Below are 25,428 nucleotides of genomic sequence, written 5' to 3' on the forward strand. Positions count from 1 at the left end.
ATTATGTTTATTTCATCCGCGATAATCCGCGGGGTGCGTTCCGTCGTAGTAGTCATCCGCGCGTCAATCCTTCCTATTACTTTCTACACAATATGTGCCCAAGCTTAAGAAGGTGCGGGCTTGCCAGCGGAAACTCCGGAAGAAACAGCAGACCACAAAAATGGCGGCCGGTTTGAAGATGCTTTCATCCGGCCGCCATTTTTCGGTTTGGCTTATTCAATTCGGGGTATGGACTGGGCTTTTATCGGGTTTGCGCCGATATCAAAACAATTTAGGCGACAGGCGTCGAAAATATCCTCAGTCACTGTTTCTATGATTTTTGCATCCCTTTTGGCGACGAGGTCGCCGTCGGAAAGATCAAAAATATTCTTTTCGATAAGGAGATCCATGACCTCGATAGCACAAAACCCTTTTTTATTGGTTTCCTTTTCAAAGACCTTCCTTAAAGCTTCAATCTCGATAGGATCACCCAAAGTTGTCCCTGTTCTATGGGCTTCAATATAAGTGATCGTTTCTGGCTATAGTCCCGCTTTTGTCTGGGCAGAACTGATAGCATCAGCCTGACCTTCAATACCGGGAGCTGTAAATCCCACTTTAAGGACATGGTTGTCGTTGTTGAACCGTAACTTTTCACCTTAGAACCCTCGTTATCTATGCGGGTTTGAGGCACCATGACAACTGGTACCTTTTTTAATTTTTATTAAAGAACATTACAGTTTTTTATCGCGTAGCTATACACGTAACTATACACATGCACTTTCCGTATAATACTGTATCGCAGAGGTTTCCACAACTTTTTCCACTAAAGACTCCTTTAAGCGCAATGGCCTTTTATCCATCCATGCCAATACCTGATCCTTAGGAAAAACTTTTCTTTCTCCAAATATGATTTTGGGAAAGCAGGATCCTCGGCAAGGCTTCTTGCTTTAGCATAATTTATCTGTAAATATTTACTCAATTCCTTAATGCTTAAATAACATTCAATGCTCCTATAACTTCACCCATTATGGACACCCTTTGCCTTAAGAAAAGAATAGGGGTTGTAACAATGTAAGCTCCCTGATACCAATTGTTTCAGGACAACCTTACATCATGCCGCCCATGGTGTCATAAGCTATAACAATCTTTACAATGGTATAAAATGCTCACCTTTAAAGGATTTTTGAATGTCAGTGTTTACACATATTGATAGTAATTTTACAAAATTAACATGATTTCGTGGTCAAAATGTGGTCAGGCGCAGTCACGCACCTAGCACTCCCTATGGATGTTTTATAGGAATGATAATTCAAATTGACACTTCTTTAATGATTGCTTCTTGCTCGTCTTAGTCTTTTTCATGTCTCCACTCTCAATCCACTTTAGCCGCCAAAATTTTGCCTGGCGGCTGGACTTTCCCCGACGGGTTGAACCCCGCTGAAAGCAACCGGCTTAATTAGCGTACTGGCGTCCCACGTAATCCCGACGCGTCCCCACCACATTCTTATAGGCTAAGTGTTGGAAATTCACTGGTTAATGAGCCGTCTTTTTCTAAGGCTTCTTGAAAACGTTTTAAAATCTTGGTTAAGTTACAACCTGCACTATTTGTTTCTTGTCTGGTTTAGAAGAATGTCAGTCAGGAACTAAAAAGTCAAAATTTGCCCTGTCTTTTATTCCTTTTATGTCTAATTTCGATGGCTCTCAAAATCCCAGCAGATATGACTACTGCACCAAATATTGCCCAAAACCCTAAGAAGGGAGGCGGAACTCTACACATATATTCGGCAAAGGAATTATAGCTGAATTGGCTTATTAAAGGAGAAAGACTACCGCATATATTGCCAACTAATCTTCATCAAATAGCCGAATATCTGGCCTGCTTGCATTAGATGTTGTTTAAAATTCCAAATTCCATAATAAACTTTTGTACTACTATATCACTCATTATTTTGTTACCGTTTGCTGTCGGATGAATTCCGTCACTATAAAGATCGTGCCGAACATTGCATTGGTAATCAATAAAAAGTTCGTAAAAATCTAAAACATGTACTGAGAAATTTTTAGTGAAAGTCAGAATCCACTCTCGGTATTCTTTGATATTTTGATTAATTACGTCAAAATTACTCACATAGGGCCAATATTTTTTTGTTTTTATAACAGAAAAAGGAATGGGTATAGCGATTATAGGAACTATTTGATTATGAAGAGCTTGCTGAACCATAGCAACCAAATTAGCTTCAACGACCGAAAGGGGTACTCCCCAAATCAAATCATTTCCACCACCCATTATAATTACATGGGAAGGGCTTTCACTCATCACGTCGAAGCTATATCGTCCTAACATGCCCCCAGTTGTATCGCCATTTATCCCTTTATTTACAACTTCAATATTTAACTTCTGCTTTACTAACGAAGGCCAGGTTTCAGACAGCTTAACTTTGTATCCATAAGTTAAACTGTCTCCTAAACAAACTAATTTCACGAATCAAGCTCCTTAATTACTACATGACCGTAATGACTTCTACTTTTGTAACCATTGTTATCTTTCTGCAAATCTCGCATAGGTTGAGCCACTGATATCTAATCTAGTTTTAAAGACTACACCAGTATCCATAGACGCTTTAGTTACTGACGTAGCTACTGGCGGTTCCAGCCATGAGCTGCGGACTGACTCCATAGTTGGTGGCTATCTTAGTTGATGCCAATCTCTCTTAGCAAATGCAATAGTCTATTTAACATCGCCCTTGACTATCCCACCCTCTTAATTCGTAATATTCGTCGAGCATAAAGTCTAGTTCTCCAACTGTGATAGTATCCCTGCCCTCGTTCAGCGATTCCCTAAACATCCGTTTCGGCAGTGTATCCTGTTCCCTTGTCGCACCTTCGCGGATATTAAACATCTTTGTTAAAGTTACAATCTTATTGGCAATCTCTTCAAGTTCTATCTGGGTATAATCCCAACCAGTGAGTGCCTTTACTAATTGTCTAAGTTCCGGCCAGAGAATCATGTCCCTATAAAAGACACATAGGATTTGAGTGTTAAAAAGCGTTAACCTATTTTCAAAATCGATGAACATTTCGGCTTTACCTTGGGTAATGGCAGGATCGATCATCCCACTTAACTCCGCCTTATAAAATGTTGCGCGCAGATGGCAGGCACCTCTGGTTGATGTAGCAAAGGCCAGCCCCATACCTTTAAGCACCCGTGGATCATGGCCTGATGGTTCCAAGCCTTTGACGTGGATGGCAATATCCTCAAGCTCCCAAACTTTGGCAGCATGTTTAATCCCTTGGGACAAGATCACCCCTAGGCCTCTTACTTTGGCGATATCCTCAAGTAAGTCAGCCACCCCCTTGGCGTCACCGTAACTTAAGTTGGCTTCGACTTTACCACGCAGAACCGCTTCTATCGTAAAGGCCGCTAAATTTCCCGCTGTTATCGTGTCCATACCTAAACGGTCACACAGGTCATTTAAGTGGAGGATCTCAGCTAAATCGCCGATACAACAAAGCCCCCCAAAGGCATAGATCGTTTCATACTCTGGCCCTTCAATCTTAAGCCCGTCGTACTTGCCTTTAGCGACCGTGGTAAGCTTTCCGCAAGCTAAGAAACAATTGGGACAGGCATTCGGTTTGACCTTATGTTCAGCGATTAAGGTGTCCCCGCTAAGATCTCTCCAATTCTCATAAACCCCTTCGGACCAGTATTTTGTGGGGAAGGTTTCTGCACAATTCATGGTTTTAACCATCTGGGTGGTGCCATAAGTTTGATACGCTTTAACGGCAACATTCCCTTTAGCCTTCGCCGTCAGAGATTTAATTAAATCCTTGAGCAGTTCAGGATCAGAGACCTCAGCCTGGGCTTGACCGTGAAAAACAATAGCTTTAACCTTTTTCGAGCCCATTACCGCACCCATACCGGTGCGGCCAGCTGAACGCCAATAGTTATTTTCGATACAGGCGAACCGTACCAAATTTTCCCCGGCCGGTCCTATAACGATGGCCTGGGCTTTAGGAACTCCAACCTCTTCTAAGACCCGATCTTCCGCCTCAAAGGTGTCTCTACCCCAGAGATGATTGGCGTTTCTGAACTCGACCTTACAATCAGATATTTCCAGATAAAGCGGCACGTCTGCAGCTCCCTCCAAAATAATCGCATCATAGCCTGTTTTGCGCATCAGAGGTGCGACCTTGCCCCCGGAATATGATTCGCCATATAATCCTGTTTGCGGCGATTTACTATATACCCCGTAACGGCTGGAACCCCACATTCCCGTACCCGTTGCCGGACCGGTCACAAAAATAAGCTTGTTGTCCTCTGAGAGCGGATCAATCCCTTTTTTGACATTTTCTAAAAGCAAGTAGGAACCAAGACCCTTTCCCCCAAGGTAAGTTTTAAATATTTCCTCCGGAATCTCCTCAACAATGTACGACCTTGTCGTGAGGTTAATCCTCAAAAGTTTTCCAAAAAAACCTTTCATCCTGTCCCCTCCATCTTCTTCACTTTCTGCATTAGATCTATACCCGAAAATCATAGAAGGTCTGAGAAAATAATCTTCTGTCACTAGCCAATAGCTTTATGCGCCTGATATGAGCTTCTGACCAGTGGTCCCGAGGCAACATGTCGGAACCCCATCTCAAGAGCTTCCAGTTTATATTCTTCAAATACATCCGGGTGAACATATTCAACTAATGGATGGTGTTTTTTCGAGGGAGGAAGATACTGGCCAATCGTCAGTAAATCACAGTGGTTTTTTCGCAAGTCTTCCATTGTTTCCAATACTTCATGTTTTTCTTCGCCAAGACCCACCATAATACCGGATTTTGTTAAGATGGTGTTGTCTAGCAGCTTTGAATCGTTTAGAAATTTCAGCGATCTTTCATAAATTGCCATGGGCCTTACTTCTTTATAAAGTCTTGGGACTGTCTCGATATTATGATTTAAGATGTCCGGTTTGGCGTTAATGACTTTTTCCAAAGCAGCCAGGCTCCCTTGGAAATCAGGAACCAGGACTTCAATCACAACCTTATCATCGAGTTTTCTTATTTCGGTAATTACTGCTGCAAAATGACTGGCGCCACCATCTTCAAGATCGTCGCGAGTTACGGAAGTTATGACGGCATGTTTTAGCCCAAGCTTAATTACTGCTTGCGCAACATGCCAAGGCTCACTTGGGTCTACCACTTCAGTAGTTCCTTTTGAAACATTACAAAAGGTACAATTCCTGGTACAAACTCTACCTAAAATCATAAAGGTTGCTGTTTTATTGCCAAAGCATTCCATCATATTAGGACAGTTAGCTTCCTCACATACAGTATGAAGAGATAGCTTGCCAAGAAGCTCCTCAACCTCAAGTTTGCTCTGGTTAGAATGAGCTTTAATTTTTAGCCATTCCGGCTTGGCCTGATACATTTGACATCCATCCTATCAGCTTCAAATACTTCACTGAAATACTTTATAACTAGTTCATTCATTTTGAAGAAGTCCATTTCTCTACCTAAAAGCTTTTTAACAGAACTTACTCCTTTATCCGTTATCCCGCAAGGATTTATCCAATCAAAATGAGTTAAATCGGTATTTACGTTAAATGCGAAGCCGTGCATTGTTATCCAGCGTTTTACCGCAATCCCTATAGCCGTGATCTTTTTATTTCCTACCCATACTCCTGTATATTTATTTTTATCTCGTGTTGCTTTTATTTCAAACTCATTTAATAAGAGCCTGATAAAGACCTCTTCAATTTTATAAACAAATTCTTTAATATCTTTTCCCAATTGACTTAAATCCATGATAGGATAACCGACGATTTGTCCTGGGCCATGATAGGTGACATCTCCTCCTCGGTTGACCTCATAAATTTTAACGCCCTGAGCTTCTAATATTTCCTTAGAAAACAGGATGTTTTCATACTCTCCACGCCTCCCCAAGGTTAAAACAGGGGGGTGCTCCAAGAGAATTAGAGTATCAGGGATCTCGTTCTGTTGCCGCAGTAACAGCATTTTTTCCTGTAAATCCAGGGCGGCTTTATAGGTCAGAAGACCAAGCTTAAGGATATTTAGTTTCATTAATAGGTCACCTGCCATTTCAGGGATATTCTCTGCTTACTACACTTGACGGCTAGGATTACTCCTAGCCATCTTGTCTATCCACTCATCGCCTTCCTAAAACTGGTAATGTAGACCCTCCATAAGGCATCAGTAGAACGCCAGCATCTCTGCCAAGCTCTTCGAAAGCCTTATGTAGAGCAGCTTCCACATTTTCAAAAGGTACCATGAATAATTGTTTTACCAAAGCGCTGTTCAGGTTTGATACTAGGAATATTTTTGAATTAAGCAAGACCATCCCTATGGCCGCAGCTTTATGTCCGCCAAGTACAAAGTTCTTTTGAATTTCGTCAATCAACCATTGGGGTGTATCCGCCTTCAACATCCATTTTTCAAACACTTCTTCACCCAGCCCATCCTGACACGACGCCACAAGGATGATAATTCCGCCGTTTCTTACCGCATGTTTGGCATTATCCAAAGCCTTCTGTGCCTGGTACATATTTATATCCTTTGGGTAACCACCAGCCGAGACAATAACGATATCCGCCAGTTGCTTGATTTTCACTTTATACAGTTGATCAAGAAATTGGCATCCTTCCCAATGGGCTTGAACATGATGGCCAGCAACCGCTTTAATAATGGTTTTTTTCTCATCCAGAACAACGTTTAATAAAAAATCAATGGGAATAAACTTGATAGCTTCTTCGATATCTTTTCTCACGGGATTATGAGCCATCTCTCCCGCTTTTGCCTCTTTTTCAACCATCTTGCTATGGTTGGCCTGAATGGCCGACCTGGTAGAAACGCCCGGCATAATCGCCTTGGCTCCGCCACTGTACCCTGCAAAATAATGGTACTCAATATTTCCAAGACATATTCTGCGGTCTGCCTCAGCCACCACCCTGAAAATATCTACGGGTGTACCGTTGGCGGTCGTACCCATGTGTACACAGTCGGAAATATCACTATCTACGCACTCAATTATGGAATAAATGGCATCTCCAACGAGATATCTCTTTTCTTCTTCTGTCTGCTTTCGATGACTACCCAGTCCAAATACTATTTTAATATCGCTTATTTCTATATTCGCCTGAGTAAGTTCCTCCAGAATTTCAGGCAAGACCAACTTGCTCGGCATAGGTCGCGTCATATCGCTGGTTATGATCACGATCTTTTCCCCACGCTTCACTATATCCTTCAGCCTTTTCGTGCCGATGGGCTCAGCTAAAGCACGTTTCACTTCTTCTTTTCCGGATAACGCATACTTGACTTGATTCGGTTCAAGAAGCCCTAGGAAATTATTTTCATTGATATTAACCGTAGAAATACCTTTACCGAATCCGAGCTCAAATTCCATGATCCTCACTTCTTCCCTCTATCTCCTGGGCTTGTGTATGCAAATCCCTTCAACATCGTGCGCTGCTTCCATTATTATTTCACTGACCGTCGGATGAGGATGGATTGTGTTGGCAACCTCTTCGATGGTGGATTCCAGCTTCATTGCAATACACATTTCCGAGATCATGTCGGTAGCCCTAGGCCCCATGATATGCGTTCCCAGAATTTCTCCGGTAGCTTTATCGGTTATAATTTTTATAAAGCCTTCCTTCTCGCCCATGATCATGGATTTCCCATTCGCACTCACCGGAAACCTGCCAATTTTTAATGGAGACCCTTTTTTTGCAGCCTCTGCTTCTGTTAAACCAACTGTTGCAACTTCAGGACTGGTATAGATGCATCCAGGGATAACTGAGTAGTCCATTTTTTGATGTTTCCCCGCAGAATTTGCGGCAGCCACTAATCCCTGTTCAGACGCAACGTGGGCCAGCAATACTTTGCCCGTTACATCCCCGATCGCGTAGATACCTTTTACCGATGTTTCCATACTGTCATTGACTTTGATGAAACCTCTCTCCAGCTCAATCCCTGCATTTTCCAGACCAAGGTTTTCAGAATTCGGTTTTCTTCCTATGGCAACGATTACAATATCCCCTTCGGCACTCAGTTCTTTGCCCTGATTCTCAAACGTGCAAACAGCCTTAGTATCTGATTTAAGGGATGTGACTTTGGATTGGGTAAATATTTTGATGCCTTTCCTTTCAAGTGATTTTCTCAGGGCCTGGGATACCTCCAGATCAATACCGGGAAGGATGCTATCCATCATTTCAATAATCACGACTTCTTTGCCAAGTGACTTATATATTGTTGCAAATTCAACCCCAATCACCCCTCCACCTATAATCACAACTTTGTCGGGACAGGTGGTTAAATTCAACACGCCATCACTATCCAGTACTTTATTTCCGTCTATTCCTGGAATTGGGGGCTTAAAGGGTCTGGAACCTGTTGCAATGATGATCTGATCGGTTTTGATGATTTGGGTCTCTTTTCCAGTGACTTCGATTGTGTTCTTATCTTGAATGACCCCTCTGCCAGGAAGGATTGTGCCGCCATTGCTTTTGACTAGATACTCGACACCGGCTCTGAGTTGTTTTACGACAGCGTCTTTCTTAGCAGCAATTTTTGCATAGTCAAAGCTGACCTGCTCGATATTGATACCAGAATCAGCAGCGTGTGTTGCAGTATGATAGATTTCAGCCGCATGCAACAAGGATTTTGTAGGAATACACCCCCGGTTGAGACAGGTTCCGCCCATTTCTCTTTCTTCGACAACAGCAACCTTTAAGCCTAATTGGGTTGCACGGATAGCAGCCACATACCCACCAGGCCCGCCTCCGATAATGGTTAAATCAAATTTGTTGTTCATTTTTTCTCCCCTTTTTCAAAAAGGACATTCCTCAACCTCAGAGAGTTACTCTTTGTAGGGGAATGTCCCTTTAACTTTCATATGCCTTAAATTAGTAAATACGGATTCAGCATAATTTGCTTGACTCTTTGCAGGAACTGCGCGGCAGGCGCCCCATCGATGACCCTGTGGTCATAGGTCAGACTTAGCATCATGACCGGTCGAATCACGATATTCTCCCCTTCCACAACAGGTATCCTATCAATCTTTCCTACAGCCAGGATTGCACTTTCTGGGGGATTGATGATGGCCGTAAACTCGTCAATCTCAAACATACCGAGGTTGGTGATGGTGAACGTTCCTCCGGAATAGTCATCTGGCTTCAAGCCGCCTTTTTTGGCTTTATCTATAAGCTCTGCTGCTACAGCTGAAATCTCTTCCAGGGACATCAGGTCCGCATCTTTGATTACAGGTACGATCAGCCCGTTATTAACCGCTACTGCCAAGCCCATATTCACATAATCCTTCAGTAGGATACCTTGCTCTGTTAATGATGAATTCACGATGGGGAAATCAAGCAAGGCTTTGGAGACAACTTTTACGAGTATATCCGTAAAAGAAACCTTGATACTGCTTGACTTTAGTTTCTCTCTAAACCGGATTACCTCGCTCATATCCACTTTCATCCTGTGATTAGCCTGTGCCATGCCATGGAGACTCTGCATCATCCGGTCGGATATCACTTGTCTCATACCGGCAAAGGGAATGACCTTACCGGATCTGCTGCCAGCCGCTGCTTTGCTCTTTCTAGCTTCAACTGCTGCTTCAACGTCCGCCTTCATGATTTTGCCCCTAGCACCACTGCCGCTGACCTCAGAAAGCTCTACTTCATTCTGCCTTGCGACTTTAGCAGCCAGCGGGCTTGCCTTTGGCAGAGCAGACACCTGTTCTACATAGCCCAACACATCTCTTTCAAGGATCAGACCTTCCGGTCCTGTGCCCTCAAGATTATGATAATTCAGGACTTTATCCTCGGCCAACGTTTTTGCTCTCGGCGTGATAAATACTCGTTCGCCCTCGTTCCTTTGAGCCTTTGGCGCTTCAGTTTCCGCCGGTTTAGTATCAGTTTCTCTTTCAACGGCCTCTGAAACCTTCGGGGAATCGGCTGGCCCTTCTTGGGAAATAAACTCCGCTAGTTCTTCACCCGGTTCACCAATGACTGCAATGATTTCAGTAATAGGAACAGTTTCTCCTACCCCTCTAATAATCTTTAAAAGCGTTCCAGATGCGGACGATACAATTTCTATATTTAATTTGTCTGTTTCCATTTCAAACAGGGGTTGCTCCAATTCTACCTTTTCGCCCTCGGCTATCAGCCACTTTGTGATTGTCCCTTCTGTCATCTGAAGGCCCTGTTTGGGCATAATTACTCTTGTAGCCATCTAAATCTCTCCTTAGTTCTGCGATTGATACAGCACAGATTTGACCGCCTTGATTATATCCTCTTCCTGCGGAACAACTGCATTTTCAAGGCCAAGATTAAAGGGCAATGTACACTGCTTAGCTCCAAGCCTTGCTACTGGAGCATCCAGGTACTTGAAAGCTCCCTCTGTCAACATTGAGGCGATTTCAGCTCCGGCGCCTCCAATTTTATGGGCTTCATGAACAACCACAGCTCTTCCCGTCTTCTTCACTGAATTGAGCATGGTTTCAGTGTCCATGGGCACCAATGTCCTTGGATCAATCACCTCAACATCGATTCCTTCTGCAGCGAGCGTCTTGGCAACATTCATCGCCTTGCCAACATACAAATGTGTTCCGATGATGGTTACGTCCTTACCCTCTTTTAACACATTGGCCTTACCAAAGGGAATTGCAAATTCAGGATCGTCTGATACTTCACCCTTTGTTGCATACAGTGCTTTGTGTTCAAAGAACATCACAGGATTATTATCCCTGATGGCTGTCCTTAAAAGGCCTGCTGCATCGGCTGGACTAGAGGGCATAATCACCTTCATGCCTGGAATGTGCAAAAAGAATTGCTCCACGCATTGGGAATGCTGCCCGGCATTTCCTCTTCCAACTCCCTGCTGTCCTCTTACCACCATGGGAATGGTGGCTTTTCCGCCAAACATGTATCTGATTTTAGCCGCCTGGTTTAATAATTGATCCATGGCAACATAGGTAAAGTCCATATACATCAATTCCACAATAGGTCTCATTCCTGCACAAGCAGCACCAATTCCCGCGCCTACAAAGCCGGCTTCTGATATGGGCGTAATTCTAACTCTTTCTCCTCCGAATTCATCTAGCAGACCCTTTGTACAACCGAAAATTCCACCTTGTTTGGCAATATCTTCACCCATGATAAAAACTGTTTGGTCTTTTCTCATTTCTTCAGCGATAACATCTCTAATTGCCATGGCATACGTTTTAATACTCATATCACGATCCCCCTTCCCTTAATTTTCGCAGAAAACGTCTTCCATTACTGTGGCCGGATCCGGTTCTGGACTCTCCAAGGCGAACTTTGTTGCTGCTTCTACCTGATTAAGAGCATCCGTTTCAATTTCATCACATTCTGCGCTAGTCAGTACTTGATTGTTGATCAAGTATTCTTTGAACCTCTTGATCGGACATTTCTGCTTCCATTCTTCCACTTCTTCCTTTGACCTGTACACCTGTGGGTCGCCGGTCCAATGGCCAAGCCAGCGGTATGTCTTAAGCTCTATCAGGGTCGGCCCTTCACCCGCCTTAGCCCTGGCAATAGCTTTTTCTACAAGATCATTGATTGTCAGCACATCATTGCCGTCAGCACTATAGCCGGGGATATTATAGCCTGAAGCACGGCTTGTACCAATATCTACAACCGATGTACTCTCACTTGCATGACAGGAGATTCCATAGAGATTGTTCTCACAGATAAATATAACCGGCAGCTTCCACACAGAAGCCAGGTTGATTGCTTCATGGAAAGTGCCTTCATTGGATGCCCCTTCACCGAAAAATGACACAGCAACCTGATCCGTACCCTTTAGCTTGGCGGCTAAAGCTCCGCCCACGGCAATGGGCAATCCGCCGCCCACTATAGCATTTGCCCCAAGATTGCCTTTGGTAAGATCCGCAATATGCATGGAACCCCCTCTGCCTTTACAATATCCTGTGGCTTTCCCCATCAGCTCCGCCATAGCCTTTCCCAGCTCTGCTCCTTTGGCAATACAATGTCCATGTCCTCGGTGTGTGCTGGTTATATAATCCTCATCCCTCAACAGGGAACAAACTGTAGCTGGAATGGCTTCCTGCCCAATGCAAAGATGAACCGATCCTCTCAGCTTGTTTTGTTCAAATAATTGATATGCCTTTTCTTCAAACTTTCTAATATTGTTCATGGTCTTAAAAATTGAGATCATACGTTCTTTTTCTAGCATTACTGCACCTCCATCACTTTTTCATTGTGTAAATTAAATCCTTGCGACACCGGAATCTCTTGCTGCCTTTGCAACAGCTGCTGCCACCGCCTTTCCCACTCTAGGATCAAATGGATCGGGGATGACATACTCCGGCTTCAGTTCCGTTACGGTAATCAAGTCTGCGATCGCCATAGCTGCTGCAATCTTCATCTCATCATTGATGTCACTTGCCCTTACATCCAAAGCTCCTCTGAATATTCCAGGGAAAGCAAGTATATTATTGATCTGGTTAGCAAAGTCCGAGCGTCCTGTGCCAATCACCTTTGCTCCTGCTGCTCTTGCGATATCCGGCATTATTTCCGGGGTTGGATTGGCCATTGCGAAAATAATTGGGTCTTTTGCCATACTCTGAACCATTTCCTTTGTTACGACCCCCGGAGCAGACACACCGATAAATACATCCGCACCAACCATTACATCCTTTAATAAGCCTTTTTTCATTTGAAGATTGGAAATCTTAGCCATTTCTGCTTTTTCCGGATTCAAGTTTTCCCTGCCCTCGTAAATTGCACCCTTGGTATCACAGAGGATGACCTTTTTCATCCCCATGCTCATCAAGAGCTTGGTAACCGCTATACCAGCAGCTCCCGAACCATTGACAACAACCTCAACGTCTTGAATATCTTTTTTTAGGAGTTTGAGGGCATTCAACATGGCCGCTACCGTGACAACTGCTGTCCCATGCTGATCATCATGGAAAATGGGAATATCACAGTTCTCTTTTAACCTCCTCTCTATTTCGAAACATCTCGGTGCCGATATATCCTCCAGATTCACCCCACCGAAGCTTCCGGCAAGCAGCCTTACAGTATTTACAATATCATCCACGTTTTTGGATCGGATGCACAGCGGGAAAGCATCCACGTTCCCAAAAGTCTTGAATAGTACGCACTTGCCCTCCATCACAGGCATTCCTGCTTCCGGGCCTATATCTCCCAGTCCGAGCACCGCGGTTCCATCAGTAACAACCGCTACCAAATTCCATCTCCGGGTATAGGTATAGGACAGGTCCACATCCTTTTGTATTGCCAAGCAGGGTTCTGCAACTCCTGGCGTGTACGCTAGCGAAAGGTCCCTTTTGCTAACTACCGGGACAGCGCTGATGACTTCGATTTTGCCCTTCCATTCTCGATGGGCATTGAGTGATTCTTCTTGAATTGTCATAGTTTTGATCCTCTTTCCTTCTCATTAATAATTTGATGATGAGTTCACTAATAGCTCATGAAGATATGTTTAATTGTATTATGGTATGACCTTTAATATTAATTATTTTGCACTTCGTACAAAAGAATACTCATATATATTCCTTAATCAACTCTTTTATACTATTATAGTATTGTCATACCATTAACATATCACAATCTCATTTCTATTTCAACGTATCATTAAATATTATTCTTCTTCAATTCCCTGAACATTTTTGAACGCCTCTTCAAGATGTTTTTTCATCAACTCTGCAGCCTTTTCTTCGTCACCGGCCTTTACAGCCTCAAAAATCTCTCTGTGATGTTTAAGTCCTATCCTCGTATCCTTCATGTTTATTAACGCAGCCTCCCTTGTAGAGTTTAACAAATCACCGCACATGTTTAATATCTTCGACATAGCAATGTTCTCAGCTGCTGTGGCTAATGCATTGTGAAATTGATTGTCCCCCTTAATCCCGATACCGCCTTCATCAATTTCCTTTTTCATTAAATCAAGAGACTTCTCTATATCGGCAGCTTTATCAGCATTTATCCTGCGTGCTGCCAATTTAGCTATTTCGGTTTCGAGTAATAGTCTCACCTCAATAAGTTCAACCATAAGCTTCTTATCCTGAAATAAAATGCTGGAAAAAGGATCAATGACATTACTTAGTGTTATTTCTTTAATATAGGTTCCGTCTCCAACTTTTGATTCGATAAACCCCATTATTTCTAATGATCGAAGCGCCTCCCGAATTGCAGTCCTGCTCACATTCAGTTCAACTGCCAGTTCTCTTTCTGTTGGAAGTCGGTCACCAGGCTTTAACGATCCGTTATTAATTAAATTGGTAAGCTGTTTGACAATTCCTTCATATAACCTTGTTTTCGTCAATGGTACTAACATAGGTACCTCCCAAATCAGTTGACTTCAGGTTAATGATAGCAAATATTTGGTTCTTTGTCTAATGGTGATATCATTAGACGAGAGTCAACTGCGCAAAGGGATTCATCTTAATACCTTACTAGCCCAATTCAGCTTTCAGATATGAACAGTGCTTTTATACCTCGTTCCGCCTCAAGATCATTAAATACCTTCTTCCATTCATTGATGGTTGTCTTGTGGGTGATCACTTTGTTCAGGTCCTTATTGGTGTTGGCAATAAGTGAGAGTGCCTTGTCCCAGGATGTGTAGCTTGAACTCATGTTAAATGAAATATCAAGAACCTTATATATCGCTGCATTCCATGGGAAGTTGACTGTCTCCCTCGCGCTTATCCCTATTACTGATATCCTTCCGCATTTCCTTACCATTTCTACACATTGAGCTATGGCTGGTCCCGATCCACTGGTCTCTATTACTAAGTCCGCACCTCTTCCCTTGGTCAGTTCCATTATCCGTTCCACTGCATTTTCTTTTTCTACATTTATTATATAATCAGCACCCAGTGCTTCTGCTGCTTCAAACCTTATCTGTTCACACGCACTCATTCCTGTGATTGCTACCTTTGCTGCTCCCATCGATTTAGCAACGAACGCCGCCAAAATCCCTATAGGACCTGCTCCTGTTATCACCACAAAGTCCTGACACTCTATTCTGCCTCTTTCTACTACCTGGTGCACTGTTATCGCCATCGGTTCTGCCAGGGCCGCAAGCTCGTAGGACAACCCTTCGGGTATCTTGTGCAGAAGCATTGCAGGCATTACCAAGCAATCGGTAAACGCTCCGTTGATTCCCCATCCAGGTGACCTCTTACTCGCGCAAATCTGGACTTTTCCCTGCCTGCACATCTCACATACTCCGCAGGCCATGGAATGCGGTTCTGCGACCACCCTATCTCCGAGCTTGAATCCCTTGACGTTTTTCCCTATCTCAACGATCTCTCCCGAAAACTCGTGCCCCATTACTACAGGAGGCCAGTATGGAAACTGATCATGCCATATATGGAGATCTGTCCCGCATACCCCTGCTGCCTTTACCTTTATGAGCACCCAGTCATCATTGGGCAACTTCGGTACCGCAATGTCCCTAATTTCCATATTGCCGCTACCCTTAGCAACTTTCATCAATGCTTTCATACTAACCTCCCCATAATGCGGTTTCCTTTGCTTCTTTGCAAATTCAACAGGTCTCCATTCTTACTAAAATTTAATTTTATTGCAATACCGCATAGGTCTAGTTTATCATTCTTCAATGCTTCATCTTTCAATGCTTCAGAGATATAAAACTCATTCAGAGACAACGTATTCTTAATCCAAACCATTTTGACCCCCCCTTTTTCAATTTGGGTACATGTCTTAATGGCGCATTTTATGGCAGTTTCGTCACTTGGCATGACGATTGGAATCTTTACAGCATTTGTTTCCGAGCTTGTTATTGCATTTGGATATGTCTGATCAAAATCCATTTTATCAAACATTTTCCTGCAGGTTATATCAGCAAGTCCAAAACCATTGGCGTTATGATGGGATTTATCGGTCAGATCAAGTACAACGATTCTTTCTGCATTGGGCTTCCAGAATCCCAAGGTTGACGACCGCCCTATGACGTTGGAATCCATACCGGTGCCGCTTATGTCCTTGCCCATTTCTTCAACCAGTATTACATCAACCCTTTCAAAGGGAATAGCGGGTATTAGCGCTTTTGCTTCGCAGAGAAGCTTTGGCTCCTCTGCTTCAATTTCCTCTGCAGGAATTGCCACTATTTTATAAGTTCCATGAAATGCGTTTTCTATAATTCCAAGGCCAAAAATTATATTTGTTTTTTCTAAGGATACCTTTGCCATATCATAAACATTTTTCGACATCTTCGGAAGTCCCAGTTGGTGGCATATTGAAGCACCCTTCTGTTTCCCCAGTCCTATTGCAATCATCTTCATTAGGCCACTTTCGTATGGCCCCCTGAAGTCAGTATGCGGCTTTATCCTGCCGACAGGTATAAGGCAATCAGCTTCAAACGCATAATTGTCCATATACACAGGAATCCCAGTTTCTGTTATTCCGATTTGGGTTGTCTCCATAGATGATTTAATCGGGACACCTATGTTTTCTTCGGTTACTCCAAACGTTGCTAGTACCTCCTGCTGCCCTTGGCCGGTTGCACCTCCATGGCTGCCCATTGCCGGTACTATGAAAGGTTTGCCACCCTTTTCCTTTATACAATTTGTCATTGTTCTAATAATTAGTGCCAGATTGGCTATTTCCCTGCTTCCAATGGCTATTGCCACGGTATCTCCCTGCTTGATGCTGCTTAGGGTATTTTCTCTGCTCAGTTCATTAATTACTACCTTTTCTATATCCTTTAACTGATTGCAGGGAAACTGGAATTTTACTTTTAACATTTCTGGTATTTGTATATCTGCCAGAAGTTCTTGCAGTATTCCCATTTTGAATTCTCCTTAATCTATAAATAAGCTTACTCCAAGCCATACTCGACTCTCGCCTTCAATTATCTTAATTCTTCGTTGGTCCAGCCTATGCCAAGTTCATAGAGCTTGCCTTTTACAGGTATTCCATTAACTCCATCCCATCCCATCATTTCATAGTATAAGGTAATGGACTCCTCAAATTCCGCTCTGTCCATCTTTGAACCTTTAAGTGCTCCCCCTTTCAGTTCTTCAAACAACCTATCGGGAAGTGTGTCGTCTTCCCTCGTCAGTCCATGCTTTAAGTTAAAGCACCTTGTCATGGTGGTAGCCCTTTCTCCTAATTTCATTAACTCTAGAAGACTTGTATCCCATCCCGTTGCAGCAGCCACAACTTCCACCAACTGGTTTACCTTCATAGTCCTTACGGGTTCTGCAACGAAAATACATATATCAAGACATTCAAACATGCTCCAATAGTGCTGCAGATATGTGAAAAGCTGCACCTTTTCTCCGCCTAGGCTGAGGCTGGGTACGGGGTCAAGCAGTCCCATTGGATATAAAGACTTCAAAAATACATTCGGATCGTCTGCAGTGTGGCTGTACCCTGTCAGTGCTGAGTCAAAAGCTCCATCATGTTCATGCTGTAAGTGATCCGCGCCTGTAGGTGACACTGCATAGGCAAGTCCTACTCCGTATTTTGCTCTGGGCTCTGCCATAGCAAATTCCTGCCCTTTAACCTGCATGGCATATTTCTCCGAACCCTTTCCTATCTTACGGGCGGCACCCAATGAGCCCTCTGCCAATACATCTCCGAATCCTTTCCTGTAGGCCATCATTTCCAAAATCTTAAGCATGGCCTCTGCATTGCCAAATTTGAGTTCTATTCCCTCCGTATCTTCTATTGTGATGAGTCCCTTTTCATAGCACTCCATCGCAAAGGAGATCGTTGCACTGGCGGATACAGTATCAAGTCCCAACCTGTTGCATACCTCGTGTGCCTTTGGACCTGCATACATGTCACTTACTCCGCACAATGAGCCAAAACCCGCTAGAGTTTCAAATTCGGGCCCTCCATATTTGGGATCTATTTTATATGGCTTTTCAGCCTTTAACACCTGCTTACACCTTATCGGACATGCATAGCAACCTTCAGTCTTGATTTTCAATTCCTGATGCAACTTCTCAACGTCATAGTCAAGACCTGCAAAAGTTCCTGTGGTAAAGTTTAATGTGGGAAGCGACCCTGCCGCCTGTGCTCCGAAATAGTAATCAGTGGTTCCATGTTTGTGCTGGCCATTGTTGTCTGCATTTTTGGGGTAGTTTTCGGCAAAGTACTTAGCTATTGACTTAAGCTTTTCAGGGTCTGCAAATTCTAGCTTATTGGTTCCCCTAACAACTATTGCCTTAAGTTTTTTTGATCCCATTACAGCACCCATCCCTGTCCTGCCATGATAATGACTCAGATCGTGTGCTATAGCAGCTATTTTAACAAGGTTTTCTCCTGCAGGACCAATTATTAGTGTTTTTATCCTGCTATCTCCGAGTTCCTGCTTTATGGCCTCATCCGCATCTCCAGTCTCTTTTCCCCAGATTTGTGCCGCATCTCTTATCTCAACTTCACCATTATTTATAGAAATGTATACAGGTGATTGGGATTTTCCTTCTATTATTAATGCATCATATCCTGCAAATTTAAGTTCTGGTCCCCAGAACCCTCCCGATTCGGATTCTCCATAGAAACCTGTCAAGGGTGATTTTGCCCCCACCGAATGCCTTCCAAGTCCTGGAACAGGTGCTCCTGTAATAACACTGGTCGTAATTATAAGCTTATTTTCCTCACCCAGAGGATCAGCATCCTTAGGCACTTCCTTAAGGAGAAAGTAGCTTATTATGCCTCTTCCCCCCATATACCTTCTGAAAAACTTCACACCTGGCTCCTCAACCTTTATTTCCTTTGTTGTGAGGTTGATTCTTAGAATCTTTCCGTTGTATCCGTATGGCATGTTTTTCACCCCTACTTTTTTATTCAAGATCAATAATATGCCTCTAATATAAACCTTCCCGGTGATAGCCAATGATTTTTAATCACAGGGAATTGTTAAACTAGCTTTTTGCAGATTCAGTGTTGGACTGTGCAGATATAAAAACTGCTATAAGTATTATTAGACCCTTCAATATAAACTGCCAGTAAGATGATACATTCAGAAGGTTCAAACCGTTACTCAGTACACCCATTATTAAAGCACCAACTAGCGTCTGGTAAATTTTCCCTTCTCCACCACTCAGTTTTGTACCACCGATTACAACTGCAGCTATTGCATCAAGTTCATAGCCGCTGCCAGCTGTAGGCTGCCCTGAATTTAATCTTGAAGCGAGAATTATTCCGCTCATCGCTGCTGTCAAACCGCAAATAACGTATACAATTGTAGTATAAAATTTGACATTAATACCAGAAAGCCTCACTGCTTCTTCATTTCCACCAATTGCATATATATATCTGCCCATCCTAGTATAGTTAAGCATTATATGGAATATTATATAAACTACTGCCACAATCAAGACAGAAACTGAAATTGGACCAACATAACCTTTTCCTATTGCTTGAAAGCTTTGAGGAAAATTAGCAACAGGTAACCCCTTTGTTAGAAGGAACCCAACTCCTCTAACTATTGTCATCATAGCAAGTGTTACTATAAAAAAAGGAATATTAAGCCTAGTGATTATTAAACCGTTAATCAACCCAACTATTGCACCTAATAACAACCCTAAAACTATTGATAACCCTACAGGTATACCACTTGTCAACAATATCGCTGTTACAACACCCACAAGACCTGCTATTGATCCTACAGAGAGGTCTATTCCCCCGGTTAGAAGTACGACTGTCATACCTGCTGCAACAATAGCAATCATTGTAACCTGTCGTCCAACGTTAGATAAATTTGTACCCGTTAAAAAATCATCGGATGCTAATGCTATCCCTAAACATAAAATTATTAAAACAAGTACAGTGCCGTAGTTTGATAGAATGTTGTTAAAATATCTTTTTATTTTTACAGAACTTAGATTTGCTCCATTAATTTCTGCCATTTAAATAAACCTCCAATTAAGTATTTAAATAATGAAACTCATTTTTCTTTCATAACCCCTGCAGCATAGTGAAGAATTTTTTCCTGAGTTGCTTCTTCTCTAGAAAGTTCACCAGCAACATGGCCCTCATTCATAATCAGTATCCTGTCACTGATTCCCAAAATTTCCGGCAACTCCGAGGAAATCACAATTATCGTTATCCCATCAGCGACAAGTTGGTTCATCAAATTATAAATTTCAAATTTTGCCCCTACATCTATTCCTCTGGTAGGTTCATCAAAAATCAAAACCTTAGGATTAGTGAACATCCACTTGGCCAAAACAACTTTCTGTTGATTTCCACCACTCAGGTTGATAACTTTCTGTGAAGCACTCGGAGTCTTTATTTTGAGATTGCTCATATATTTTCGAGCAACATCTTCTTCGTATTTTTTAAATAACATAAGTCTTCTTAAAACTTCTTTCAGACTTACTAAGGTTATATTCTTATAAATCTCCAGACCTAGCACTAGCCCCTGTCTCTTCCTATCCTCAGAAACCAGACCTATGCCAGCCCTGATAGCATCTCTGATATTTCTGATGTTTACCTTTTTACCTTCAATAAATATTTCTCCCGAGCTAATCGGATCTGCGCCGAATATAGCCCTTACAAGCTCCGTCCTGCCAGATCCTACCAGACCTGAAATTCCTAATATTTCCCCCTTGTATGCTTTCAAGTTTATATCATAAAGAATACCTGTTTGATTAAGATTTTTTACTTCTAGTGTTAATTCCTTCCTACATCTTTCAACTCTCGCGAGTTCAATTAATTCTCTTCCTACCATCATTTTTATAAGATAGGACTTATCTATGCTCTTGGTTAACTCCGTCCCTATGGTTTTACCATCTCTTAAAACCGTTACACTGTCTGCTATTCTAAATATTTCTTCAAGTCTGTGGGAAATATATACTATTGTCACTTCATGTTTCTTCAATTCTTTTATAACATCAAACAATGAATCTATCTCTGTATTAGTAAGAGTAGCAGTAGGTTCATCCATGATAATAATACTTGCATTCCATGAAATAGCTTTTGCGATTTCAACCATTTGCATCTGGGCTACACTCAGTTTTTTAACCAGAGTTTTTACATTTATTTTAAAATGAAGCCTATCACAAATTTCTTCAGCATCGCTATAAATTTTCTTCCAGTTAATAATACCTAGGCTTTTAATCATTGGTTCTCTGCCTAGATAAATGTTTTCTGCAATACTTAGATTAGGATTTAAAAAGAACTCTTGATAAATTATGCTTATACCGAATCCTTTTGCAACATGCGGATTATCAATAGTTACTTCTTGATCATTAATAAATAATTTACCAGAAGTTTTTTGTATAGCTCCTGCGAAAATTTTCATAAGTGTTGATTTCCCAGCACCGTTTTCCCCACACAACGCTCTTACTTCTCCCTTGGCAACCTCAAAGGTGACATTTTCAAGTGCTACAGCACCAGGGTATACCTTGGTAATGTTTTCCATTCGTATAATTGTTTCCATACAAATCTCTCCTACCTTTGGGATCAAACTTATAATATGTTGGGGGTTATAACAGACTTCATCTTCTTCTAATTACCCGCCATATGCCTGATAATTAAGTACGAGGAGCATATTATCCCCTCATACTTAATTACAAGCTATTAACCTATTACTATTTCAAATACTTATCAATGTTCTCTTTGTTTACCAGGTACTGTGCACCTTCAACCCTAACCCAATCAGGTAGAGTTTCTTTTTTAATCTTCTTTATAGCCGTTTCAATACAAGCCTTACCAATAATGTCAGTATCGGCTGCAACGCTGCCTTTAACGAATTCATTTCCTTTAATAAGCTTTCTGACACCACTGTCTGCATCAAAACCCAATATACAAATGTCTTCAGGTTTTAGCTTTGTTGCCTGGAATGCTGCATTTGCACCTTTTGCAGAGTCATCGTTAATACCGAAAATAACCTTAACGTTTGAGTTAGCTTGAAGTACATCTTCCATGGTTTTCATTGCTGTTTCCATCTTGGCTTTTGCGTCAACATCAGCTACGATCTTAGCGTTTGGAGCTGTTGCTGCAAGACCTTTCTTGAATCCTGTGACGCGGTCTAAAACGTTCTGGAAATACGGGAAGTTCAAGATTGCAACGTCTGCTGTACCGTTGTATTTCTTGGTTATCCATTCACCTGCATATCTTCCTGCAAGCTCTGCGCCTTCTATCTGGTCAGTACCAACTAATGGCACAATTCCCTCAACTTTTGTCATTTCAGAAATCACTGGAATTCCTGCTTTTTCAGCTTTTTCCAAAGCAGGCTTGATACCTTTTGGGTCAACTGCCGAAACTATCATTGCATCTACTTTCTTAGCAATAAAGTCTTCGATGTCTGCTGTCTGTTTTACAACATCCCATTGTGGATCAACGATCATTACCTCAACATTAAGCTCTTTAGCTGCCTTTTTGATTCCTTCCAAATAACCAATGTAATACTCATGTTGTGTTGTCAACGGAGAAATGCCAATGACATACTTCTTTACAACTTCCTTAGGAGCTTCCGTAACCTTTGCAGCCCCGCATCCTGCAAGTCCTAATACCATAGAAGCTACCAAACACAAACTTAACAACCTGATGACCTTTTTCATTTTCAATCCCCTCTCCTTATTTAATTCACATTTAAAATATACAATGGCTGATTTTTGTTTAATATACGGTATTTTATATTTTTCATCTACTTTTTTAATATTTTAAATTGTTTATTAATTATAAAAAATTGCGTCAGTACATCGCTTTCCTATGCTTTTAAGGTAAGCGAAAATAAAATCCCCACCTTGTAATTAAGGTGGGGACTCTACTCGCCTTGACTTACTGCATCAATACCTATGCCTGAACAAAACATCCTGCCTATATCATCGCCTTAAACCTTTCTATGTCAATTCTGTCCTCTAACACACCTATTTCAAAATTAATTTCATACCGTTCACCCGGCTTCAGTGTGGTCAGTCTTCCGTTTTTCCTTGCTTCAATTCTTCCCTCCGGTATGTTTATACCAGGTTCAAGCCCCACAACATAGTCCTGTTGGCCCATCATTTTCCACTCATTAAAGCACGGCATCTGCTTGGGGGAATATGCCACATATCCTCCAAAGTCAATACTCTCATTAACAAGCCCTGCATAAACCTTTTCTCTATCCTGCGGCATTATATGCAAAAATCCCTGCCACTGATAGCCTTTGGTCGGTCTATCAAATAAAGAATACTCTCCATCCCCTTTCCTTGCCTCCTCATTGAACGGCTCTACTTTTAATGCTGATGAGTATAGCTTTGTATCCTTGCTTACAATTGGAAATCCGAAATTGACGTGATACAGTATCATGAAAGGTGACTCATTATACCCTTCGTTCTCTACCATGTCTTTAATAAGCACCTTGGATTCACCCATTTTACATATTATTTCTCTCTTCAAGACAAGATTTTCCGCATAAAGGCAGGACTCACGAATTTTTCCTGACAATTTTATTACGTAGTCGTCTCCATACCAGTTTTCTTCAACATTAATTATCTCTGCTGGAAGATGTGATATTCTGCCATGTATACCAAGTACCTCATCCCCTTCCACACCATGATCCCCCGCCTGTGTTAATCCGCACGTAGTTATAAGCCCTCCATTAAAGCTCCTAAGGAATCCCAATCCTCCATTTTCAAAATACTGCGGTGCTGCTATATTATTCTTGCACATCCAGCCCAAAGACTTCCCGCCGTATTCCGCATCAGCTATATCCATTCCTCTATCAGGAAGCACAGTAAATCTGAATCCTGACCCTGTTTTTACATCTATGCCTTTAATCCCATCAGCACGTCCATTTTTGTATTCAAAAACCCTTGCTCCTGCAAGCTGACTCATGCTCCCGACATATTGTCGGAGTTCATCCATTTTAAATTCCTTACCAAATAATTTCACCATAGAAGCACACCTCCCTTTCCCCATGAAATAAATTTCACCCCCCCGCGACTACAGGCACAATTAAAATTAAATCACCCTGTTTTATGGTCTCATTATCTTTTCTTATCAAAGCATAATTGACACCATTTATTATGACTGTATATAATAGCGGTTTTCTAGCTCTCCTTCCAATTTCCTGATTCAACGTAGATATTGCCTTGTCAATATTGCCATCCAATTCTATATCCATTTTCTTAACGCCAACTTCATAGGAAATAGTGCCAAGAAATTCCACTTTTACATTAACCATAGCCATTTCTCCTATTATCTTATTTTCCTGTTTTCCTGTTTTCCTGACCCTATCCCAACTCATGCAGTTTATCAGTAGGTATACCAATGTTTCTGCCATATAGCATTTTTTATCCCCCTTCTAATGATGATAAAAATCAGTATGCATTAAAATTAGTATAATTCAAATATACAACGACTAGATTTTATTTTATATACGAAGCTTTCTATGTTTCATCTATTTTTTTCATAATATCAAAATTTGTTTATCTATTATATTAATGGTTTTTCTAATTAATTAAACCACTGTCTTCAGGTTTATAATACTTCGATATATTTTCCTGGGTTATAAGAAACTGAGCACCGATAACATTTATCCAGTTCTGAGTATTTTTTTCACCCCTTATCTTGTTTAGCGCAGCATTTATACAAGCTTCAGCAATTTTTTCTGTATCTGCATATACACTTCCTTTAATATATCTGTGAGCATTTATCATTTTTTTGGTACCCAAATCTGCATCAAAGCCTATAATACAAACATCCTCCGGTGGTATGATTGTGCCTTCATACGCAGCATTAGCTCCTTTAGCCGAGTCATCGTTTATACCGAAAACACATCTTACATGTGGATACTTTTGAAGAATATCTTCCATTGCTTTCATTGCCGTCTCCAGCTTGGCCTTACCATCAATCGATGCCACTATCCTTGCATGCGGTGCAGTTTCAGCTAGGCCTTTTTTAAATCCTTTAACACGGTCAATTGTATTCTGAAAATATGGAAAATCAATAATCGCTACATCGCAATACCCTCCATACCTGTAGTTTATCCACTCTCCCACATATTTCCCGGCAAGTTCTCCTCCCGCCTCCTGGTCAGTGCACACTAGAGGATTTATCCCGTCAACTTTAGTCATTTCTACCACAACCGGGATGCCGGCCTCCTCAGCTTTTATTAGAAATGGCTTAATCTCATTAGGTTCTACCGGTGAACAAATAATGGCATCAACTTTATTGTTGATAAAGCCTTCTATATCTGATATCTGCTTGTCAATATTCCACATGGAGTCGGTAACCATGATTTTTATTCCGTTTCTATTTGCTGACTTTTTTATAGATTGGGCATATTCTGAATAGTATTCCAATTGAAATGTTAATGCTGATACTCCTATAACCTTTTTCTTAGGTTCGGACAAATCTTCAGTTTTAGTCTTTGGATTGCTGCATGATATACTTAATATCGCCGTAATTGCGAGCATAACGATAATCACGACATATTTTCGAACCTTCATACACATCCACCTTT

21 protein-coding genes are annotated in these 25,428 nt (G+C 41.7%); all 21 read right to left on the bottom strand.

Going from position 1 to position 25,428, the window contains the following annotated elements; translation table 11 throughout:
* Positions 1 to 212 precede the first annotated feature (212 nt).
* The 21 genes from JL57_RS23575 to JL57_RS23675 all read right to left on the bottom strand — a co-directional run bounded on the left by JL57_RS23575 (position 213) and on the right by JL57_RS23675 (position 25,414).
* Positions 213 to 509 (bottom strand): DUF2922 domain-containing protein, encoded by a 297-nt coding sequence (locus tag JL57_RS23575; protein ID WP_291300499.1) that lies wholly within the window; start codon positions 507 to 509, stop codon positions 213 to 215.
* Between the two features lie 1,355 nt (positions 510 to 1,864).
* Positions 1,865 to 2,461, bottom strand: a complete 597-nt coding sequence (locus JL57_RS23580) for a GDSL-type esterase/lipase family protein (RefSeq protein ID WP_034144377.1) — start codon at positions 2,459 to 2,461, stop codon at positions 1,865 to 1,867.
* A gap of 250 nt (positions 2,462 to 2,711) precedes the next feature.
* Entirely contained in the window at positions 2,712 to 4,460 is a 1,749-nt protein-coding gene (locus JL57_RS23585) for an aldehyde ferredoxin oxidoreductase family protein (protein WP_034144378.1), read from the bottom strand.
* An 83-nt stretch (positions 4,461 to 4,543) separates the two neighbouring features.
* On the bottom strand, positions 4,544 to 5,392 hold the full coding sequence (gene lipA, locus JL57_RS23590; RefSeq protein ID WP_034144379.1) for a lipoyl synthase: 849 nt from the start codon (positions 5,390 to 5,392) through the stop codon (positions 4,544 to 4,546).
* A complete protein-coding gene (lipB, locus tag JL57_RS23595) occupies positions 5,365 to 6,045 on the bottom strand; it encodes a lipoyl(octanoyl) transferase LipB (RefSeq protein WP_034144380.1) in 681 nt (226 codons plus the stop codon). Before lipB ends, lipA begins: the two co-directional genes overlap by 28 nt.
* A gap of 85 nt (positions 6,046 to 6,130) precedes the next feature.
* Positions 6,131 to 7,384 carry a nickel-dependent lactate racemase gene (gene larA / locus JL57_RS23600; RefSeq protein ID WP_034144381.1) on the bottom strand — a complete coding sequence of 418 codons (1,254 nt, stop codon included), beginning with the start codon at positions 7,382 to 7,384 and terminating at the stop codon, positions 6,131 to 6,133.
* Positions 7,385 to 7,402: 18 nt separating this feature from the next.
* Positions 7,403 to 8,794, bottom strand: a complete 1,392-nt coding sequence (lpdA, locus tag JL57_RS23605) for a dihydrolipoyl dehydrogenase (protein WP_034144382.1) — start codon at positions 8,792 to 8,794, stop codon at positions 7,403 to 7,405.
* An 86-nt stretch (positions 8,795 to 8,880) separates the two neighbouring features.
* Positions 8,881 to 10,215 carry a 2-oxo acid dehydrogenase subunit E2 gene (locus JL57_RS23610; RefSeq protein ID WP_034144383.1) on the bottom strand — a complete coding sequence of 445 codons (1,335 nt, stop codon included), beginning with the start codon at positions 10,213 to 10,215 and terminating at the stop codon, positions 8,881 to 8,883.
* 12 nt (positions 10,216 to 10,227) lie between these two features.
* Positions 10,228 to 11,217 carry an alpha-ketoacid dehydrogenase subunit beta gene (locus JL57_RS23615; protein WP_034144384.1) on the bottom strand — a complete coding sequence of 330 codons (990 nt, stop codon included), beginning with the start codon at positions 11,215 to 11,217 and terminating at the stop codon, positions 10,228 to 10,230.
* 18 nt (positions 11,218 to 11,235) lie between these two features.
* Positions 11,236 to 12,201, bottom strand: coding sequence for a thiamine pyrophosphate-dependent dehydrogenase E1 component subunit alpha (locus tag JL57_RS23620; RefSeq protein ID WP_034144385.1), 966 nt, complete (start codon positions 12,199 to 12,201; stop codon positions 11,236 to 11,238).
* A 33-nt stretch (positions 12,202 to 12,234) separates the two neighbouring features.
* A complete protein-coding gene (locus JL57_RS23625) occupies positions 12,235 to 13,407 on the bottom strand; it encodes an NADP-dependent malic enzyme (protein WP_034144386.1) in 1,173 nt (390 codons plus the stop codon).
* Between the two features lie 228 nt (positions 13,408 to 13,635).
* Positions 13,636 to 14,331, bottom strand: coding sequence for a FadR/GntR family transcriptional regulator (locus JL57_RS23630; protein WP_034144387.1), 696 nt, complete (start codon positions 14,329 to 14,331; stop codon positions 13,636 to 13,638).
* Positions 14,332 to 14,459: 128 nt separating this feature from the next.
* On the bottom strand, positions 14,460 to 15,503 hold the full coding sequence (locus JL57_RS23635) for a zinc-binding dehydrogenase (RefSeq protein ID WP_291300482.1): 1,044 nt from the start codon (positions 15,501 to 15,503) through the stop codon (positions 14,460 to 14,462).
* On the bottom strand, positions 15,500 to 16,810 hold the full coding sequence (locus JL57_RS23640; protein ID WP_045690935.1) for a lactate racemase domain-containing protein: 1,311 nt from the start codon (positions 16,808 to 16,810) through the stop codon (positions 15,500 to 15,502). The genes JL57_RS23635 and JL57_RS23640 overlap by 4 nt, the downstream gene beginning before the upstream one ends.
* Before the next feature lie 62 nt (positions 16,811 to 16,872).
* On the bottom strand, positions 16,873 to 18,828 hold the full coding sequence (locus JL57_RS23645) for an aldehyde ferredoxin oxidoreductase family protein (RefSeq protein ID WP_291300483.1): 1,956 nt from the start codon (positions 18,826 to 18,828) through the stop codon (positions 16,873 to 16,875).
* A gap of 67 nt (positions 18,829 to 18,895) precedes the next feature.
* The gene (locus JL57_RS23650; protein WP_034144388.1) at positions 18,896 to 19,882 is read right to left on the bottom strand and encodes an ABC transporter permease; all 987 of its coding nucleotides are present in this window, start codon (positions 19,880 to 19,882) and stop codon (positions 18,896 to 18,898) included.
* A 38-nt stretch (positions 19,883 to 19,920) separates the two neighbouring features.
* Entirely contained in the window at positions 19,921 to 21,417 is a 1,497-nt protein-coding gene (locus JL57_RS23655; RefSeq protein WP_291300484.1) for a sugar ABC transporter ATP-binding protein, read from the bottom strand.
* Between the two features lie 151 nt (positions 21,418 to 21,568).
* Positions 21,569 to 22,540: a substrate-binding domain-containing protein gene (locus JL57_RS23660; RefSeq protein ID WP_291300485.1), complete on the bottom strand. Its 972-nt coding sequence runs from the start codon at positions 22,538 to 22,540 to the stop codon at positions 21,569 to 21,571.
* Positions 22,541 to 22,799: 259 nt separating this feature from the next.
* Positions 22,800 to 23,858 (bottom strand): aldose 1-epimerase family protein, encoded by a 1,059-nt coding sequence (locus tag JL57_RS23665; protein WP_034144389.1) that lies wholly within the window; start codon positions 23,856 to 23,858, stop codon positions 22,800 to 22,802.
* Positions 23,859 to 23,892: 34 nt separating this feature from the next.
* A complete protein-coding gene (locus JL57_RS23670; protein WP_034144390.1) occupies positions 23,893 to 24,246 on the bottom strand; it encodes a MoaD/ThiS family protein in 354 nt (117 codons plus the stop codon).
* A 169-nt stretch (positions 24,247 to 24,415) separates the two neighbouring features.
* Positions 24,416 to 25,414 carry a substrate-binding domain-containing protein gene (locus tag JL57_RS23675; RefSeq protein ID WP_034144391.1) on the bottom strand — a complete coding sequence of 333 codons (999 nt, stop codon included), beginning with the start codon at positions 25,412 to 25,414 and terminating at the stop codon, positions 24,416 to 24,418.
* Positions 25,415 to 25,428 lie beyond the last annotated feature (14 nt).

Source organism: Desulfosporosinus sp. BICA1-9 (genome assembly GCF_000802135.1).